At 69.7% G+C, this 16,738-nt stretch carries 19 protein-coding genes and 1 pseudogene; 17 read left to right on the top strand and 3 right to left on the bottom strand.

What is annotated here, in order from left to right:
* Positions 1 to 106 precede the first annotated feature (106 nt).
* From rplS to ACTWQJ_RS10950, 12 genes are all read left to right on the top strand, one after another.
* On the top strand, positions 107 to 457 hold the full coding sequence (rplS, locus tag ACTWQJ_RS11005) for a 50S ribosomal protein L19 (protein WP_385512896.1): 351 nt from the start codon (positions 107 to 109) through the stop codon (positions 455 to 457).
* A 45-nt stretch (positions 458 to 502) separates the two neighbouring features.
* Entirely contained in the window at positions 503 to 1,219 is a 717-nt protein-coding gene (gene lepB / locus ACTWQJ_RS11000; protein WP_443306442.1) for a signal peptidase I, read from the top strand.
* A complete protein-coding gene (gene lepB / locus ACTWQJ_RS10995; protein WP_443306441.1) occupies positions 1,212 to 2,303 on the top strand; it encodes a signal peptidase I in 1,092 nt (363 codons plus the stop codon). Before lepB (ACTWQJ_RS11000) ends, lepB (ACTWQJ_RS10995) begins: the two co-directional genes overlap by 8 nt.
* The gene (gene lepB, locus ACTWQJ_RS10990; RefSeq protein ID WP_443306440.1) at positions 2,191 to 3,177 is read left to right on the top strand and encodes a signal peptidase I; all 987 of its coding nucleotides are present in this window, start codon (positions 2,191 to 2,193) and stop codon (positions 3,175 to 3,177) included. The genes lepB (ACTWQJ_RS10995) and lepB (ACTWQJ_RS10990) overlap by 113 nt, the downstream gene beginning before the upstream one ends.
* Before the next feature lie 90 nt (positions 3,178 to 3,267).
* The gene (lepB, locus tag ACTWQJ_RS10985; RefSeq protein ID WP_443306439.1) at positions 3,268 to 4,041 is read left to right on the top strand and encodes a signal peptidase I; all 774 of its coding nucleotides are present in this window, start codon (positions 3,268 to 3,270) and stop codon (positions 4,039 to 4,041) included.
* Between the two features lie 226 nt (positions 4,042 to 4,267).
* Entirely contained in the window at positions 4,268 to 4,744 is a 477-nt protein-coding gene (locus ACTWQJ_RS10980; RefSeq protein ID WP_443306438.1) for an NUDIX hydrolase, read from the top strand.
* Positions 4,745 to 4,800: 56 nt separating this feature from the next.
* Positions 4,801 to 5,109 carry a DUF2469 domain-containing protein gene (locus ACTWQJ_RS10975; RefSeq protein ID WP_003993268.1) on the top strand — a complete coding sequence of 103 codons (309 nt, stop codon included), beginning with the start codon at positions 4,801 to 4,803 and terminating at the stop codon, positions 5,107 to 5,109.
* 87 nt (positions 5,110 to 5,196) lie between these two features.
* Entirely contained in the window at positions 5,197 to 5,598 is a 402-nt protein-coding gene (locus ACTWQJ_RS10970) for a YraN family protein (RefSeq protein WP_443306437.1), read from the top strand.
* Between the two features lies 1 nt (position 5,599).
* Positions 5,600 to 7,225 carry a YifB family Mg chelatase-like AAA ATPase gene (locus tag ACTWQJ_RS10965; RefSeq protein WP_443306436.1) on the top strand — a complete coding sequence of 542 codons (1,626 nt, stop codon included), beginning with the start codon at positions 5,600 to 5,602 and terminating at the stop codon, positions 7,223 to 7,225.
* Positions 7,222 to 8,382, top strand: coding sequence for a DNA-processing protein DprA (gene dprA, locus ACTWQJ_RS10960; protein ID WP_443306435.1), 1,161 nt, complete (start codon positions 7,222 to 7,224; stop codon positions 8,380 to 8,382). The genes ACTWQJ_RS10965 and dprA overlap by 4 nt, the downstream gene beginning before the upstream one ends.
* 271 nt (positions 8,383 to 8,653) lie before the next feature.
* The gene (whiG, locus tag ACTWQJ_RS10955; protein WP_129801604.1) at positions 8,654 to 9,496 is read left to right on the top strand and encodes an RNA polymerase sigma factor WhiG; all 843 of its coding nucleotides are present in this window, start codon (positions 8,654 to 8,656) and stop codon (positions 9,494 to 9,496) included.
* A 94-nt stretch (positions 9,497 to 9,590) separates the two neighbouring features.
* Complete coding sequence (locus ACTWQJ_RS10950; RefSeq protein ID WP_129801653.1) at positions 9,591 to 10,148, top strand: TetR/AcrR family transcriptional regulator; 558 nt, start codon at positions 9,591 to 9,593, stop codon at positions 10,146 to 10,148.
* Between the two features lie 174 nt (positions 10,149 to 10,322).
* Here the strand turns inward: ACTWQJ_RS10950 and ACTWQJ_RS10945 are convergent, their stop codons facing one another.
* The gene (locus ACTWQJ_RS10945; RefSeq protein WP_443306434.1) at positions 10,323 to 10,922 is read right to left on the bottom strand and encodes a M23 family metallopeptidase; all 600 of its coding nucleotides are present in this window, start codon (positions 10,920 to 10,922) and stop codon (positions 10,323 to 10,325) included.
* 272 nt (positions 10,923 to 11,194) lie between these two features.
* Between ACTWQJ_RS10945 and rpsB the strand changes: the two genes are divergently transcribed.
* The 5 genes from rpsB to ACTWQJ_RS10920 all read left to right on the top strand — a co-directional run bounded on the left by rpsB (position 11,195) and on the right by ACTWQJ_RS10920 (position 15,884).
* A complete protein-coding gene (rpsB, locus tag ACTWQJ_RS10940) occupies positions 11,195 to 12,082 on the top strand; it encodes a 30S ribosomal protein S2 (RefSeq protein ID WP_443306433.1) in 888 nt (295 codons plus the stop codon).
* A gap of 156 nt (positions 12,083 to 12,238) precedes the next feature.
* Positions 12,239 to 13,075, top strand: coding sequence for a translation elongation factor Ts (tsf, locus tag ACTWQJ_RS10935; RefSeq protein ID WP_443306432.1), 837 nt, complete (start codon positions 12,239 to 12,241; stop codon positions 13,073 to 13,075).
* A gap of 189 nt (positions 13,076 to 13,264) precedes the next feature.
* A complete protein-coding gene (gene pyrH, locus ACTWQJ_RS10930; protein WP_224735224.1) occupies positions 13,265 to 14,023 on the top strand; it encodes a UMP kinase in 759 nt (252 codons plus the stop codon).
* A gap of 179 nt (positions 14,024 to 14,202) precedes the next feature.
* Positions 14,203 to 14,760 carry a ribosome recycling factor gene (frr, locus tag ACTWQJ_RS10925; RefSeq protein ID WP_059422066.1) on the top strand — a complete coding sequence of 186 codons (558 nt, stop codon included), beginning with the start codon at positions 14,203 to 14,205 and terminating at the stop codon, positions 14,758 to 14,760.
* Positions 14,760 to 15,884, top strand: a complete 1,125-nt coding sequence (locus tag ACTWQJ_RS10920; protein WP_443306431.1) for a phosphatidate cytidylyltransferase — start codon at positions 14,760 to 14,762, stop codon at positions 15,882 to 15,884. Before frr ends, ACTWQJ_RS10920 begins: the two co-directional genes overlap by 1 nt.
* A gap of 342 nt (positions 15,885 to 16,226) precedes the next feature.
* On the opposite strand, the pseudogene ACTWQJ_RS10915 reads toward ACTWQJ_RS10920, so the two are convergent.
* Both ACTWQJ_RS10915 and ACTWQJ_RS10910 read right to left on the bottom strand, forming a co-directional pair.
* Positions 16,227 to 16,463: pseudogene (locus tag ACTWQJ_RS10915) on the bottom strand (hypothetical protein); the annotation flags it as partial.
* A gap of 75 nt (positions 16,464 to 16,538) precedes the next feature.
* Positions 16,539 to 16,736 (bottom strand): helix-turn-helix transcriptional regulator, encoded by a 198-nt coding sequence (locus ACTWQJ_RS10910; protein ID WP_443306430.1) that lies wholly within the window; start codon positions 16,734 to 16,736, stop codon positions 16,539 to 16,541.
* Positions 16,737 to 16,738: the final 2 nt, after the last annotated feature.

Raw genomic sequence — 16,738 nt, 5'->3', positions numbered from 1 at the left:
CCCCTGCCACAGGGGGACACGACGCGCGCTCCGACCAGCATGACGCTCACCCGGAAAACCTAGTTTCCGTTGATGACCTGTGGCATCAGCGAAGAAAGCAGACGAAATGTCTCACCTGCTCGACTCCGTCGACGCCGCGTCGCTGCGCAGCGACGTCCCGGCCTTCCGCCCGGGCGACACGGTCAACGTCCACGTCCGCGTCATCGAGGGCAACCGCTCCCGTGTGCAGCAGTTCAAGGGCGTGGTGATCCGCCGCCAGGGTTCCGGCGTGCGCGAGACCTTCACGGTCCGCAAGGTCTCCTTCTCCGTCGGCGTCGAGCGCACCTTCCCGGTGCACACCCCGATCGTGGAGAAGATCGAGCTCGTCACCAAGGGTGACGTCCGCCGCGCCAAGCTGTACTACCTGCGCGACCTGCGCGGCAAGGCGGCGAAGATCAAGGAGAAGCGCGAGAGCTGAGCGCTTCCCGGCGTTCGAAGCGGGGCCGGATAGCATCTGGCCCCGATGAACACCGAAGCACAGCCGACGGAGCGCGACCGCTCCTCCCGCCCCTCCGGATCCGAGGAGATCCCGGACACAGAGGGGCCGGAGAAACGGTCGCGTTTCGCGTTGGTGTCGCGGATCACCGACTGGGTCCCCGGCGGGCGGATCACGCTGACCGCGCTGATCTGCCTGCTGTTTCTGCTGCTGCTCAGCACCTTTGTGGTGCAGCCTTTCCAGATCCCCAGCGGATCCATGGAGCGCGGATTGAGGATCGGCGACCGCGTTCTCGTAAATAAGTTGGCGTACCGTTTCGGTGCCGAACCGCGGCGCGGTGACGTGGTCGTGTTCGACGGCACCGGACACTTCGGGAACGCCGACTACATCAAACGCGTCGTGGGTGTAGGGGGAGACCGCGTGGTCTGCTGTGACAAGGAGGGGAGGCTCCAGGTGAACGGCCGGTCCGTCGACGAGTCGACGTTCCTGTACCCCGGCGACAGCGCGTCCACGGTGCCCTTCGACGTCGTCGTGCCCGACGGCACCTTGTTCGTCCTCGGCGACCACCGCAGCGCCTCCAGCGACTCCCGCGACCATCTGGGCTCACCGGGCGGCGGCATGGTGCCCGTCGGTGACGTGATCGGCCGGGCCGACTGGATCGTCTGGCCCGTCGGCCACCTCACCCGCCTGCACCGATCGGGCGCCTACGTGCGCGTGCCCGCGGCGGACGGTGCCCATGGGTAACCGCGGCAAACCGCGCGGCGTCCCCAGCAGCGCCGCCGACAATCTGCTGCCCACCGGCACCCGACGGGCCGCCGGCCCGTCCGGCGGCCGCACCCGCGCCGAGCGGCGCAAGCTCCAGCGCAAGGTCAAGCGTCGTCGGCGCCGCTCGGCGATAAAGGAGATCCCGCTCCTGGTCGGGGTGGCCGTCCTCATAGCCCTCGTGCTGAAGACCTTCCTCGTGCAGGCCTTCGTGATCCCGTCCGGCTCCATGGAGCAGACGATCCGGATCGGTGACCGCGTCCTGGTCGACAAGCTCACCCCCTGGTTCGGCTCCCAACCGCAGCGCGGTGACGTCGTCGTCTTCAAGGACCCCGGTGGCTGGCTCAAGGACGAGCAGCCCACCCAGAAGAAGGAAGACCCGGTCGTCGTCAAGCAGGTGAAGGAAGGCCTCACCTTCATCGGCCTGCTGCCCTCCGACAACGAGAAGGACCTCATCAAGCGGGTCGTCGGTGTCGGCGGCGACCGCGTCAAGTGCTGTGACGCGCAAGGGCGGGTCACGGTCAACGGCGTTCCCCTCGTCGAGGACTATCTCTTTCCCGGCAACGAACCGTCCGCGACCCCGTTCGACATCACCGTGCCGGAAGGCCGGCTGTGGGTGATGGGCGACCACCGGTCCAACTCCGCGGACTCCCGCTCCCACCAGGACACCGACTACGGCGGCACCGTCTCCGAGGAGGAGGTGGTGGGACGCGCCGTCGTCATCGCCTGGCCGCTCGGCCACTGGACCACCCTGGAGGAACCGAAAACCTACGCTTCCGTGTCCGACTCGGCCTCCGGGTCGACCGCTGCTCCCCAACCGTCGCATAGGGTTGCCTCCGAGGATCCGAACGGAACGATCCAGCTCCCGAGCCCTGCGGAACTCCCGCTCGTTATGGGAGTGGTGGGCCTGCGCCGTGCATGGGGCAGGCGGCGGCACAGAGTAAGGAGTTGGCGTGGGGGATGTGGCGGTTGGTGCACGGTCCGGGAACGACGGCGAGGAGCACCGCGGACAGCCCGTGGAGGCAGCCCCCACGGCCCCGGGCAACGTCCCTCCCGCAGGGAGTGACACAACAGCGGCTGAGGACGACAGGGTGACGGACGAGCAGGACCAGGCCGGGGACCAGGGGCCGAGCGGCCCGGCCCTCAAGCAGCCGAAGAAACAGCGCTCCTTCTGGAAGGAGCTGCCGATCCTGATCGGTATCGCGCTGGTGCTGGCGCTGCTGATCAAGACGTTCCTGGTGCAGGCGTTCTCGATCCCCTCCGACTCGATGCAGAACACCCTCCAGCAGGGGGACCGTGTTCTCGTCGACAAGCTCACCCCGTGGTTCGGGTCCGAGCCGGAGCGCGGCGAGGTCGTCGTCTTCCACGACCCGGACGACTGGCTGGCCGGCCAGCCGACGACGAATCCGAACGCCCTGCAGACGGTTCTCACCTGGATCGGCCTGATGCCGTCCGCGGAGGAGAAGGACCTCATCAAGCGGGTCATCGGTGTCGGCGGCGACACGGTGGAGTGCCAGGGCACCGGCCCGCTCAAGGTCAACGGCAAGGCGCTGAACGAGACGTCGTACGTGTACCCCGGCAACACGCCGTGCAGCAATGACGACCAGGGCGGGCAGTTCGAGGTGAAGGTCCCCGAGGGCTTCATCTGGGTCATGGGCGACCACCGGCAGAACTCCGAGGACTCGCGCTACCACCAGGGTGACGCCAACAACGGCATGGTCCCGGTGGAGAAGGTCGTCGGACGCGCCATCGTCAAGGCGTGGCCCATCAACCGCTGGGGCACGCTCCCGGTCCCGGACACCTTCGACCAGCCCAGTCTGGGCGACCAGTCCTCCGCGTCCGCGGCCCTGACCGCCGCCCCGAACGCCCTGGCCCTCGCCGGGGTCGTGCCGGTGGCCCTGTGGCGCCGCCGCCGGCTCACCGTCGCACAGACGCGCTGACCGGCCCTGGTGAAGCCCGCGGACCTCTGACCTCGGCCGGAGAACGGAAGGGCTGACCCGGTCAGGTACCGCCGGGTAGGGTGCGGGTCCATGGGTGGCGAGAGCGCGACACGTACGGCCCCGCAGAGCGGCGGGGCGAGCAGTGGCCCGGTGGGCGGCCGGATCGGACAGCGGTTGTCCGGCCTGGCGGTCGCGCTGGGCCTTGTGCTGTTCCTCGGCGGGTTCGGCTGGGGAGCGGTGGTCTACCGCCCGTACACCGTGCCCACCAGCTCCATGGCACCGACTATCGACGTGGGCGACCGCGTGCTGGCCGAGCGGGTCGACAGCGCGGACGTGCGCCGCGGTGACGTCGTCGTCTTCAAGGACGTGACCTGGGGCAACGCGCCGATGGTCAAGCGCGTGGTCGCGGTCGGCGGGGACACCGTCTCCTGCTGCCGGGACGGGAAGCTGACCGTCGACGGCAAGGAGATCGAGGAACCGTATCTGCCCGAGGGGCAGGCCGCCGAAGTCGCGAACTTCCCGACCGTGACCGTGCCCGACGGGCGGCTGTTCCTGCTCGGTGACGAGCGGCACGGCTCCCTGGACTCCACCGCCCACCTCGCGGACGCCGCCGGCGGCACCGTGTCGCGCGACGCCGTGTCCGCGCGGGTGGACGCCGTCGTCTGGCCCATGGACGGCATGCTGGAACGCCCCGTCGGCTTCGAGGCGCTCGGCGACCTGTCCACGCCCGGCCCGCTCCGTACGATGGGCGCCATGATCGTCGTCGGAGCCGTGCTGGTGCTCGGGGGCGCCGCGTACGGTCCGCTCGCCAAGCGCATGGCGGGCCGTAGCCGCCCGCGGACGGAGCCTGCCGGTGTCCGCTGAGGCGACGGATGCCGGAGCAGGCTCCTCCGAGGGCCTGGGCGGCACCGCGAGCGAGCCGAAGGGGCGCGTCGGTGTCGAGGAGGCATGGGGGTCCCCCCGCGCGAGCGAAGCCGAGCGTGGGGGAGAAGCCGAGAGTGGGGGAGCGAGGAGGCCCGAAGGGCTGAGCACGGTCGCGCCCTCGACACCGGCTGGAGCGCCCCGGAGGCGAGCCGCGCATGAAAACGAGGTGCGCAAGGTGGCCCGGGTGGTGCTGCTCGACCCCCAGGACCGCATCCTGCTGCTGCACGGCCACGAGCCGGACGATCCCGCCGACGACTGGTGGTTCACTCCTGGCGGCGGCCTGGAGGGCGACGAGACCCGCGAGGAGGCCGCTGTGCGGGAACTCGCGGAGGAGACCGGAATCACGGCCGTCGAGCTGGGCCCGGTGCTGTGGCGGCGGATGTGCTCGTTCCCGTTCGCGGGCCGACGCTGGGACCAGGACGAGTGGTACTACCTGGCCCGGACGAACCAGACGACGACCGAGGCCCTGGGTCTCACCGAGCTGGAGCGACGCAGTGTCGTGGGTGCGCGGTGGTGGACGTGGCAGGAACTGAGCCGGGCGCATGAGACGGTGTATCCGACCAGACTCGCCGAGCTGCTGCGCAGACTGCTCGACGAAGGTCCCCCTGCCAGGCCCGAGATCCTCGACACGGAAATCGTCTAGGGGCTCACGAGACTGGCGCACAATGGTGGGATCGCACGGCTGAAGGGGAACATGCCATGAGCGCCGAGGACCTCGAAAAGTACGAGACCGAGATGGAGCTCAAGCTCTACCGGGAGTACCGCGATGTCGTCGGTCTGTTCAAATACGTGATCGAGACCGAGCGGCGTTTCTACCTGACCAACGACTACGAGATGCAGGTGCATTCGGTTCAGGGCGAAGTGTTCTTCGAGGTGTCGATGGCGGACGCCTGGGTGTGGGACATGTATCGACCGGCCCGGTTCGTGAAGCAGGTCCGGGTCCTCACATTCAAGGATGTGAACATCGAGGAGCTGAACAAGAGCGATCTGGAGCTCCCGAGCGGGTGATCGATGATCGCTGTCGCTCGTGTGGGTGACGACGTTGTCCACAACTGCTGAGTAACCCACCAAGATCCACTTCTTGGTGGAGGATGCGTGACGGTTGGCGCCGGAGGTGGTGCCGACATGAACACGCATCTGGCACGCAGTGCACTGGGCAGGTACGGAGAGGAGCTGGCCGCTCGGCGGCTGGTCACGGCCGGTATGACGGTCCTGGAGCGCAACTGGCGCTGCGGCAGGACCGGAGAGATCGACATCGTGGCGCGGGACGGTGATGTCCTGGTCGTCTGCGAGGTGAAGACCCGCAGGTCGGGTCCCTTCCAGCATCCGATGGCGGCGATCACACCGGCCAAGGCGGCACGCCTGCGCGGCCTGGCGGAACGCTGGCTGCAGGAACACGGGGGAGCACCGCCCGGCGGCGTCCGTATCGACCTCGTCGGCGTCGTCCTGCCCGACCGGGGCGCGGCCGTGGTCGAGCACGCGCGGGGGGTGGCCTGAGATGGGCTTCGCACGTACGTGCTCCGTCGCCCTCGTCGGGGTCGAGGGCGTGGTCGTCGAGGTCCAGGCCGACCTCGAACCGGGTGTCGCCGCGTTCACGCTGGTGGGACTGCCGGACAAGAGCCTGACGGAGAGCCGGGACCGGGTGCGGGCGGCGGTGGTCAACTCCGGGGGCGAGTGGCCGCAGAAGAAGCTCACGGTCGGGCTCAGCCCGGCGTCGGTACCGAAGGCGGGCAGTGGTTTCGACCTGGCCGTCGCCTGCGCGGTGCTGGGCGCCTGCGAGCGGATCGATCCGCGGGTGCTCGCCGACATCGTGATGATCGGCGAGCTGGGCCTGGACGGACGGGTGCGGCCGGTACGGGGCACTCTGCCGGCCGTGCTCGCCGCGGCGGACGCGGGCTATGAGCAGGTGGTCGTGCCGGAGTGCGCGGCAGCCGAGGCCTCCCTGGTGCCCGGAGTGTCCGTGCTGGGTGTGCGCAGTCTGCGCCAGCTGATCGCCGTACTGGCGGACGAGCCCCTCCCCGACGAGGAACCGGCTGAACCGGGACGTCCCGATCCACTGCTCGCCGGCCTGCGGGTTCCCGGCACCGGCGCGGCGACGGGCATGCACAGCTCCGGCACCGCGCAGCACGACCAGGACCACGACCTCGCCGACGTCGTCGGACAGACCTCGGCCCGGACCGCTGTGGAGGTCGCCGCGGCCGGCGGACATCATCTCCTCCTGTCGGGACCGCCCGGTGCCGGGAAGACGATGCTCGCGGAGCGGCTGCCCGCCGTCCTGCCCAGGCTCGGCCGCGAGGAGTCGCTGGAGGTGACGGCGGTGCACTCCGTGGCGGGCCTGCTGCCCCCGGGCAAACCCATGATCGACACCGCTCCCTACTGCGCCCCGCACCACTCGGCCACCATGCAGGCGCTGGTCGGCGGCGGCCCGGGGATGGCCCGCCCCGGCGCCGTGTCGCTGTCCCATCGAGGGGTGCTCTTTCTCGACGAGGCGCCGGAGTTCAGCAGCCATGCGCTCGACGCCCTGCGACAACCCCTGGAGTCGGGGCATGTCGTGATCGCCCGCAGTGCGGGGGTGGTGCGGTTCCCGGCGAGGTTCCTGATGGTGCTCGCCGCGAACCCGTGCCCCTGCGGCCGCTTCTCGCAGAACGACAGCCTGTGCGAGTGCCCGCCCTCGGCGATCCGCCGCTACCAGGCCCGGCTCTCGGGACCATTCCTCGACCGGGTCGATCTCAGAGTGGAGGTGGACCGCGTCACCCGCGCCCAGCTCGCCGACCGCGGTGTGCGGGGCGAGTCCACGGCGACGGTCGCCGACCGTGTCCGGGCGGCGCGGGAGCGGGCCGCAGCACGCTTCGCCGGTACGCCCTGGCGGACGAACAGCGAGGTGCCCGGCCGGGAGCTGCGCAGCCGCTGGCACGCCGCGACCGGCGCGATGGACGAGGCGGAACGCAATTTGGAGCGGGGCGCGCTGACGGCACGCGGAATCGACCGGGTGCTGCGGGTCGCCTGGAGCGTCGCCGACCTCGTGGGACACGACCGGCCCGACGCGACGGACGTCGCCCTGGCGCTGCAACTGCGTACGGGAGTGCCGCGCGGTGTGCCGATGGCCATCGGGGCGCTGACATGAGCGGCGGCAGCGATCCGGACGACGAGCTGCTCTCCCGTGTCTTCCTCACCCGCGTCATCGAGCCCGGTGACGAGGTTGCCGGGCGGTGGGTGCGGGAGTTCGGGGTGGGGCAGGTGGTATGGCGCTTGCGGGAGGGTGGCAGGCCCTTGCCAGGGGTGAGTGAGAAGCGGTGGGCCGGGCTGCTGGCGCGGGCCAGGCTGGCCCAGCCGGAGCGCGATCTCGGCGTCGCGCGGGACGCCGGCGTGCGGTTTGTGTGCCCGGGAGACGCGGAGTGGCCGGGGCAGCTGGACGACCTGGGGGAGGCGAGGCCGCTCGGGCTGTGGATCAGGGGCCGGCCCAGTCTGCGGATGTGGGCGCTGAGATCTGTCGCCCTCGTGGGTGCCCGGGCCTGTACCGAGTACGGCGCGCACATGGCCGTCACCCTCGCGGCCGGCCTCGCGGAGCGCGGCTGGGTGGTGGTGTCCGGCGGCGCCTACGGCGTGGACGGCGCCGCTCACCGCGGTGCCCTCGGCGCCGGTGGTGCCACCGTCGCCGTCCTCGCCTGCGGGGTCGACCGGCCCTACCCGCGCGGCCACACCCAGTTGATCACCAGGATCGCAGACCAGGGGCTGGTGGTCGGCGAGTTGCCGCCCGGTGATCATCCGACGCCGAGCCGGTTCATCGTCAGAAACAGAGTGATCGCCGCGCTCACCCGGGGAACCGTCGTCGTCGAGGCCGCCTACCGCAGTGGCTCACTCGTCACGGCGCGGGCGGCGCAACGGCTGGGGCGTCACACGATGGGGGTGCCCGGGCCGACCACCAGTGGATTGTCGGCAGGCGTACACGAACTGCTGCGCGGGGACGCGACGCTGGTCACCGACGCGGCGGAGGTGGTGGAACTCGTCGGAGACATGGGGGAGCTGGCCCCGGACCGCCGAGGACCGGTGCTGCCGCGGGATCTGCTGGCGCCCGGCGCACGGCGCGTCCTGGCCGCGTTGCCCGCCCGCGGAGCCGCCACGGCCGAAGAGATCGCACGCGGCACGCCGACGACGGAGGATGACGCGATCGCGAGACTGTACGAACTCAGAGCACTTGGTTACGTCGAACGACACGGCGACGGCTGGAAGTTGACACGCCAGGCCATGATCTCCGTTCAAGGCGGTCGGAGCCCGTGCTGACCGTGCGTGTTCGGCCGTCCGAGGGAAAACTCGACGCCCTTGGGAAATCCCGCAGTTGACGGGTCCTGGCGGTCACGGAGAGCGACCACCATGACCCTACGGGGCACCCGGCGGAACGTATCTGCGCATGGGTCCGGCCCCGTCCTTCGCACACCGCGACTCTTCAGTCACGCTACGCTCACAAGGATCCCGGCACAGTCCGGCAACTCGACATCAGACCGACAGCTCCCCCAGGCACCACCCTTCACGGCAGAACGGCACAAGGCGACGAATGCCCCAGCACACCTCCGGGTCCGACCGGGCGGCGATCCCCCCAGCCGCCCGTGACGGTGGCAGCGTGCGACCGCCCGCTCCCTCGACGCTCGACGAGTTGTGGCGGTCGTACAAGGCGACGGGGGACGAGCGGTTGCGGGAGCAGCTGATCCTGCACTACTCGCCGCTCGTGAAGTACGTGGCCGGGCGGGTGAGCGTGGGGCTGCCGCCCAACGTCGAGCAGGCGGACTTCGTGTCGTCCGGGGTGTTCGGGCTGATCGACGCGATCGAGAAGTTCGACATCGACCGGGAGATCAAGTTCGAGACGTACGCGATCACGCGGATCCGCGGCGCGATGATCGACGAGCTGCGGGCGCTGGACTGGATCCCGCGGTCCGTGCGGCAGAAGGCGCGCAATGTGGAGCGGGCCTACGCGACGCTGGAGGCACGGCTGCGGCGGACGCCGACGGAGAGCGAGGTGGCCGCCGAGCTGGGCATGGCGGTCGACGAACTGCATGCGGTATTCAGCCAGTTGTCACTGGCCAACGTGGTGGCGTTGGAGGAGCTGCTGCACGTCGGGGGCGACGGCGGCGACGGGCTGAGCGTCATGGACACGCTGGAGGACACCGCCGCGGACAATCCGGTGGAGGTGGCCGAGGACCGGGAGCTGCGGCGGTTCCTGGCGCGGGCGATCAACACGCTGCCCGAGCGGGAGAAGACCGTGGTCACGCTGTACTACTACGAGGGGCTCACGCTCGCCGAGATCGGCAATGTGCTCGGGGTGACCGAGAGCCGGGTCAGTCAGATCCACACCAAGTCCGTGCTCCAGCTGCGCGCGAAACTGGCAGGCTTCGGGCGTTGACCTGGTCGAACGCCGACGGGGCGACGCGATTCACTCCCGCCCCGGGTGCCGCGTCCGTAAAGTGGTCGACGTGCCAAGGATTCGAGCGGCCTCCGTGGCCGAGCACCGGTCGATGCAGCGAGCCGCCCTGCTGGACGCGGCTCGTTCCCTGCTGTCCGAGGGTGGGACGGAAGCGCTGACCTTCCCGGCCCTCGCCGAGCGGACGGGGCTTGCGCGGTCGTCCGTGTACGAGTACTTCCGGTCACGGGCCGCCGTGGTCGAGGAGCTGTGTGAGGTCGACTTCCCGGTCTGGGCGGCGGAAGTGTCGGCGGCGATGGAGCGGGCGCACGGGCCGGAGGCCAAGGTCGAGGCGTATGTGCGCAAGCAGCTGGAGCTCGTCGGGGACCGGCGGCATCGGGCCGTGGTGGCGATTTCGGCCAGTGAGCTGGATGCCGGGGCGCGGGAGAAGATCCGGGCGGCGCACGGGGGGCTGGTCTCGATGATCGTCGAGGCGCTGGGGGAGATGGGGCATGCGGAGCCGCGGTTGGCGGCGATGCTGCTGCAGGGGGTTGTGGACGCGGCTGTGCGGCGGATCGAGCTGGGGGCGGCGGAGGAGCCGGGGGTGATCGCGGAGGCTGCGGTGGGGATGGTGTTGCGGGGGGTTCGGGGCTGAGCGTGGGCGGATGCGGGGCGGTTGGGCACTCGCCGGCGTTGGCGGGGTGCCGCTGCGCCCACCCCCCACTCTCGGCTTCGCTCGAGTGGGGGGGACCCCCATCGCCCTGGGGGTCCCCCAGGCCCATAAGGCACTGGGGGAGGCACGACTGCCCGCAGCTATGTCGGTCCGCAGCTATGTCGGTGGCAGCGGTACCCCGAGTACCGGTAGGAGGCGGGACGGGCCGTTGCGTAGGAGCCAGGGTGGGAGGACGGACAGGGGGTCCAGGTAGGCCTCGCCTCGGCGGAGGCCCCAGTGCAGGCATGTGATCGTGCAGTGGGAGCCCGTCGGCTCCACCGTGCCCACCGGCTCGCCCGGCTCGATCTCGTCTCCCTTCTTGACCGAGGCATGGACCGGTTCGTATGTCGTTCGGAGAGGCGGGTCGCCGGTCCCCGTGAGTTCGATCGCTACAACCCCCTTTCCGGCCACCCGCCCCGCGAACGACACCCGGCCCGCCGCGACCGCCCGTACCGGTGTCCCGGGCGGGGCCGCCAGGTCCACGCCCCGGTGGCCCCGGCCGTACGGCGTGGCAGGGGGGTCCCAGCCGCGTAGCACAGGGGGACGTAACCCCACCGGCCACGTACGGCCGACCACCGGTACCGGGGCGTCCGCCCTCGGCGGCGCGGCCGGTGGCGGGTCGTCCGCCCGGGCCGCGGTGGCCAGGACGGTCAGCGTCAGCCCCAGCAGCATCGCCCACGTCGCTCGTACACCTCGCACATATCGCATCGCTCGCATGCGAGAACCGTGCCGCACTCTCGTCGATCCCGGCCGAAACCTGTGGATTACTCCCGGGTTGTGGACAGCGGCGTCACCCGGGACCTCCTGGGTCCCGTACACTTCTGATGGCGACCCGGGCCACCGGGTCGACTTCGCACGCCCCGATACCAGGCCCGTCAACGGTCCGGATCAGCGCCCCTCGGTCCCTCTGTGGCAAGGCGCATGTGGGCGTCAGGCGCGGGAGCCGTCCGGCATCCGCGGCACAACCGAGAAACACAAGGAGAACGGCCATGGCCGTCGTCACGATGCGGGAGCTGCTGGAGAGCGGCGTCCACTTCGGTCACCAGACCCGTCGCTGGAACCCGAAGATGAAGCGCTTCATCTTCACCGAGCGCAACGGCATCTACATCATCGACCTGCTCCAGTCGCTGTCGTACATCGACCGCGCCTACGAGTTCGTCAAGGAGACCGTCGCCCACGGCGGCACGGTCATGTTCGTCGGCACGAAGAAGCAGGCGCAGGAGGCCATCGCCGAGCAGGCCACCCGCGTCGGCATGCCCTACGTCAACCAGCGCTGGCTGGGCGGCATGCTCACCAACTTCTCGACCGTCTACAAGCGTCTGCAGCGACTCAAGGAGCTCGAGCAGATCGACTTCGAGGACGTCGCCGCCTCCGGTCTGACCAAGAAGGAGCTTCTCGTGCTCTCGCGCGAGAAGGCCAAGCTGGAGAAGACCCTCGGTGGTATCCGCGAGATGCAGAAGGTGCCCAGCGCCGTCTGGATCGTGGACACCAAGAAGGAGCACATCGCCGTTGGTGAGGCCCGGAAGCTGAACATTCCGGTCGTCGCGATCCTCGACACCAACTGCGACCCCGACGAGGTCGACTACAAGATCCCGGGCAACGACGACGCGATCCGCTCCGTCACCCTGCTCACCCGTGTGATCGCCGACGCCGTCGCCGAGGGCCTCATCGCCCGTTCCGGCGTGGCGACGGAGGGCAAGGGCGAGAAGGCCGCGGGCGAGCCGCTCGCCGAGTGGGAGCGCGACCTGCTCGAGGGTGAGAAGAAGGCCGAGGAGGCTCCGGCTGCGGAGGCTGCCGCCGAGGCTCCCGCCACGGAGACGCCGGCTGCCGAGGCTCCGGCCGCTGAGGCTCCGGCCACCGAGGGCGAGCAGGCCTGACCGTCCCGTCAGCGTTGACGGCGGGAGCGGTGCATGAAGACCGCTCCCGCCGTTCACCCGTAGGTCAGCGGAGTGTCGTAGATCTGCAGATGCATGCGGATCGCAGAACCCCGCAGATCTTCGATCTTCCAGACTTCGAGAAAGATTCACAGACTCATGGCGAACTACACCGCCGCCGACGTCAAGAAGCTCCGTGAGCTCACTGGCGCCGGCATGATGGACTGCAAGAAGGCGCTGGACGAGGCCGAGGGCAACGTCGAGAAAGCCGTCGAGGCGCTCCGCATCAAGGGCCAGAAGGGCGTCGCCAAGCGCGAGGGCCGCTCCGCCGAGAACGGCGCCGTGGTCTCCATCATCGCCGACGACAACTCCTCCGGCGTCCTCGTCGAGCTGAAGTGCGAGACGGACTTCGTCGCCAAGGGCGAGAAGTTCCAGGCCGTGGCCCAGGCCATCGCCGAGCACGTCGCCAAGACCTCCCCGGCCGACCTGGAGGCCCTGCTCGCCTCCGAGATCGAGCCCGGCAAGACCGTCCAGGCGTTCGTGGACGAGGCCAACGCCAACCTCGGTGAGAAGATCGTCCTGGACCGCTTCGCGCGGTTCTCCGACGGCTTCGTGACCGCGTACATGCACCGCACGATGCCCGACCTGCCGCCGCAGATCGGTGTCCTCGTCGAGCTCGACAAGCCGAACGCCGAGGTCGCCAAGGGCATCGCCCAGCACATCGCCGCCTTCGCGCCGAAGTACCTCTCCAAGGAGGACGTGCCGGCCGAGGTCGTCGAGACCGAGCGCCGTATCGCCGAGGAGACCACCCGCGCCGAGGGCAAGCCCGAGGCCGCGATCGGCAAGATCGTCGAGGGTCGGCTGAACGGCTTCTTCAAGGACGCCACGCTGCTCGGCCAGCCGTACGCGCTCGACAACAAGAAGTCGGTCCAGAAGGTCCTGGACGAGGCCGGTGTCACCCTGAAGCGCTTCACGCGCATCAAGGTCGGCATCTGAGTCCGTACAGCGACGGGTACCCGATCCCGATAGGGTCGGGTGCAGTCGTCCGTGTCGCTCGCGCAGGCAGCCCCGCCCGCGCGTGTGGCGGACGACAGCAGATCTGACGAGGAGGCCATTGCCGCGTATGGGATGCAAACCCACCACCGGCAATGGCCTTCTTCGTATGTGCACCACGAGGAGATCCCCATGACCACCAGCGTCGAGAAGAGCGACGACGGCAAAGTACGCGGCCGGTTTCTGCTGAAGCTGTCCGGAGAGGCCTTCTCAGGCGGCGGGGGCCTGGGCGTCGACCCGGACGTGGTGCACGCCATCGCCCGTGAGATCGCGGCCGTCGTACGCGACGGCGCGCAGATCGCGGTCGTCATCGGCGGCGGCAACTTCTTCCGTGGCGCCGAACTCCAGCAGCGCGGCATGGACCGGGCCCGCTCCGACTACATGGGCATGCTCGGCACCGTGATGAACTGCCTCGCCCTCCAGGACTTCCTGGAGAAGGAGGGCATCCAGTGCCGGGTGCAGACCGCCATCACCATGGGGCAGGTCGCCGAGCCGTACATCCCGCTGCGCGCCGTACGGCACCTGGAGAAGGGCCGTGTGGTCATCTTCGGCGCCGGTATGGGCATGCCGTACTTCTCCACCGACACCACCGCCGCCCAGCGCGCCCTGGAGATCGACGCCGAGGCCCTGCTGATGGGCAAGAACGGTGTGGACGGGGTCTACGACTCCGACCCGAAGGCCAACCCGGACGCCGTCAAGTTCGACTCCCTCGGCTACGGCGAGGTCATCACGCGGGACCTGAAGGTCGCCGACGCCACCGCCATCACGCTGTGCCGCGACAACAAGCTTCCGATCGTGGTCTTCGAGCTTCTGAAGGAGGGCAATATCGCCCGCGCCGTCAAGGGTGAGAAGATCGGCACGCTGGTGGGTGACCAAGGCAGCCGGGACTGACCGGTGCCTCCGTCCGCGGGAGGACACCTGTCCGAGGGACGGAGGGAACGGACCCTGGCCAGGGGATGGACAATGACCTGCCGGTCGGGAACCGTGCAGGAAGAAGACGCGACGCAGCCGGCCGCCGGCCCCGACAAGGAACCGCAGCCGGGCCTACTCAAGACACGCAGGAGCAAGTGGTGATCGAAGAGACCCTCCTCGAGGCCGAGGAGAAGATGGAGAAGGCCGTCGTGGTCGCCAAGGAGGACTTCGCCGCGATCCGCACCGGCCGTGCGCACCCGGCGATGTTCAACAAGATCGTGGCCGACTACTACGGCGCGCCGACGCCGATCAACCAGCTGGCTTCGTTCTCCGTGCCGGAGCCGCGCATGGCGGTCGTGACCCCGTTCGACAAGAGCGCGCTGCGCAATATCGAGCAGGCGATCCGGGACTCCGACCTGGGCGTCAACCCGAGCAACGACGGCAACATCATCCGGGTGGTGTTCCCCGAGCTCACCGAGGAGCGCCGCCGCGAGTACATCAAGGTCGCCAAGAGCAAGGGCGAGGACGCCAAGGTGTCCATCCGCTCCGTCCGCCGCAAGGCCAAGGACGCCATCGACAAGCTGATCAAGGACGGCGAGATCGGCGAGGACGAGGGCCGCCGTGCGGAGAAGGAGCTCGACGACACCACGCACAAGTACGTCGCTCAGGTGGACGAGCTCCTCAAGCACAAGGAAGCTGAGCTGCTCGAGGTCTGATGAACGACTCTTCCTGGGGAGCGCCGCCGCACGCCGGGTACTGGGCGCCGTCCGACGGGGGGCCTGTCCCGGGGGCCGCCCCGGCGGGTCCCACGTACGATGCGCACAACGCGCAGCAGACTCGCCCCATGCCCATCGTGCCCGACGTGTCCGCCCACGGCGGGGACCAGGACGACGACCGGGGGGCCGCTCGGCTGGGCGGCCCCTTGTTCCGCGACGAGAGCCCGACGGCGCAGCCCCATCCGGCAGTGCCGCAGAATCCGGAGCCCATGCACGACGCCCCACAGCCGGCGCCCGCACCGCAGAAGAAGAGCGCGGGCCGCGACCTGGGCGCCGCGATAGGGGTCGGAGTCGGACTCGGCGCGGTGATCGTCGCGTCTCTGTTCATCGTCAAGGCGGTGTTCGTCGGGGTCGTCGCGGTCGCCGTCGTGGTGGGCCTGTGGGAGCTGACCAAACGGCTCGACGAGCGCAAGGGCATCAAGGCGCCGATCGTGCCGCTCGCGGTCGGTGGCGCGGCGATGGTCGTCGCCGGGTATGTGCGCGGGGCCGAGGGCGCCTGGGTGGCGATGGCGCTCACCGCGCTCGCGGTCCTGGTCTGGCGGATGACGGAACCGCCGGAGGGTTATCTCAAGGACGTCACGGCGGGAGTCTTCGCGGCCTTCTACGTGCCGTTCCTCGCGACGTTCGTCGCGATGATGCTGACGGCCGAGGACGGTCCGCGCCGGGTCTTCATGTTCCTGCTGCTGACGGTCGTCAGCGATACGGGTGCGTACGCCGTCGGCTGGCGCTTCGGCCGGCACAAGCTCGCCCCGCGCATCAGCCCCGGCAAGACCCGTGAGGGGCTGCTCGGCGCGGTCAGCTTCGCCATGGTGGCGGGTGCGTTGTGCATGCAGTTCCTGATCGACGACGGCATGTGGTGGCAGGGTCTGCTGCTCGGCCTCGCGGTCGCGGCGAGTGCCACGCTGGGCGACCTCGGCGAGTCGATGATCAAGCGGGACCTCGGCATCAAGGACATGGGCACGCTGCTGCCGGGCCACGGCGGCATCATGGACCGGCTGGACTCGCTGTTGCCGACGGCTCCGGTGGTGTGGCTGTTGCTGGTGCTGTTCGTTGGGTCCGGCTGATCGCCGCCCCCTGATGCGGACGCCCGCTGCCCTCGGGGGTGGCGGGCCCTTTCCGTTCAAAACCCGGTGCCCTGCGCGCGGACACCTGGGTACGCTCGTCGCGCCCCGGGTGCTGACAAGTTCGGGGCACTGACCGGCGACCGCGTCCACCTGGCTGCTGCTTGCAGCGGGGCCCGCCTGATGGCGGGCGGTCGCCGGCGCGGGAGGGAGGCACGGTGTCGATACACCGCCGCTGGGACCGCGCTGTTGCGGCGGTCAGGCGGCTCCTCGACGGCCTGTGGGCCACCCGACGTCGGGGGAATCGTCCTCCCCAGTCGATCTGCGACACTGATAAAGCCATGCCTAAGCCCGGAGGACTGGCTTTGATCCGGCAGCAACAAGCCCCCTACCAGCGCATTTAGCGCCAATAGGGGGCCTGGTGTGGGTCACTGGGCCGTCAGGCTCGCGCGGAGCGGGAAGAAGCAACCGGTCCACGGCCTTCCTCGTACGCTCCTGACTTGACGGCATCAGGTGCGCGTACACCCGCAGCGTCAGCCCCGGGTCGGAGTGCCCCAGGTACTCACTCACGGCCTTGATGCTCGGTCTTGACCTTGCGCGTCTTGCCGTCCGGGCCGACCTCGGTCCGATACCAGCGGTCTTGGATGTGTTCGGCCATCAGACAGCCTCCGCCAGCTGGGTGTCGACCCACGCGCGCACGTCGATCGGGTCGAAGCGGAGGTGCCGGCCGACGCGGAAGCCACGGGGGCCCGTGCGCTTGCGGCGCCACTGGTAGACGGTCTCCACGCTGGGGAGTTCGAACATCTCGACCAGGTCCTCAGGGGTCAGGAACCGGTTCGGCAGCTCTGAGGCCATGG

Origin of the sequence: Streptomyces sp. KR55 (genome assembly GCF_052245645.1) — a bacterium.
GTDB lineage: Bacteria > Actinomycetota > Actinomycetes > Streptomycetales > Streptomycetaceae > Streptomyces > Streptomyces flavusporus.
This window is presented reverse-complemented; position numbering and strand designations above follow the sequence as displayed.

Coding starts and splice junctions, on each gene's coding strand:
- rplS (WP_385512896.1), top strand. CDS start 107: ATGTCTCACCTGCTCGACTCCGTCGACGCCGCGTCGCTGCGCAGCGAC.
- lepB (WP_443306442.1), top strand. CDS start 503: ATGAACACCGAAGCACAGCCGACGGAGCGCGACCGCTCCTCCCGCCCC.
- lepB (WP_443306441.1), top strand. CDS start 1,212: ATGGGTAACCGCGGCAAACCGCGCGGCGTCCCCAGCAGCGCCGCCGAC.
- lepB (WP_443306439.1), top strand. CDS start 3,268: ATGGGTGGCGAGAGCGCGACACGTACGGCCCCGCAGAGCGGCGGGGCG.
- ACTWQJ_RS10975 (WP_003993268.1), top strand. CDS start 4,801: ATGAGCGCCGAGGACCTCGAAAAGTACGAGACCGAGATGGAGCTCAAG.
- ACTWQJ_RS10965 (WP_443306436.1), top strand. CDS start 5,600: ATGGGCTTCGCACGTACGTGCTCCGTCGCCCTCGTCGGGGTCGAGGGC.
- dprA (WP_443306435.1), top strand. CDS start 7,222: ATGAGCGGCGGCAGCGATCCGGACGACGAGCTGCTCTCCCGTGTCTTC.
- whiG (WP_129801604.1), top strand. CDS start 8,654: ATGCCCCAGCACACCTCCGGGTCCGACCGGGCGGCGATCCCCCCAGCC.
- ACTWQJ_RS10945 (WP_443306434.1), bottom strand. CDS start 10,922: ATGCGAGCGATGCGATATGTGCGAGGTGTACGAGCGACGTGGGCGATG.
- rpsB (WP_443306433.1), top strand. CDS start 11,195: ATGGCCGTCGTCACGATGCGGGAGCTGCTGGAGAGCGGCGTCCACTTC.
- tsf (WP_443306432.1), top strand. CDS start 12,239: ATGGCGAACTACACCGCCGCCGACGTCAAGAAGCTCCGTGAGCTCACT.
- pyrH (WP_224735224.1), top strand. CDS start 13,265: ATGACCACCAGCGTCGAGAAGAGCGACGACGGCAAAGTACGCGGCCGG.
- ACTWQJ_RS10920 (WP_443306431.1), top strand. CDS start 14,760: ATGAACGACTCTTCCTGGGGAGCGCCGCCGCACGCCGGGTACTGGGCG.
- ACTWQJ_RS10910 (WP_443306430.1), bottom strand. CDS start 16,736: ATGGCCTCAGAGCTGCCGAACCGGTTCCTGACCCCTGAGGACCTGGTC.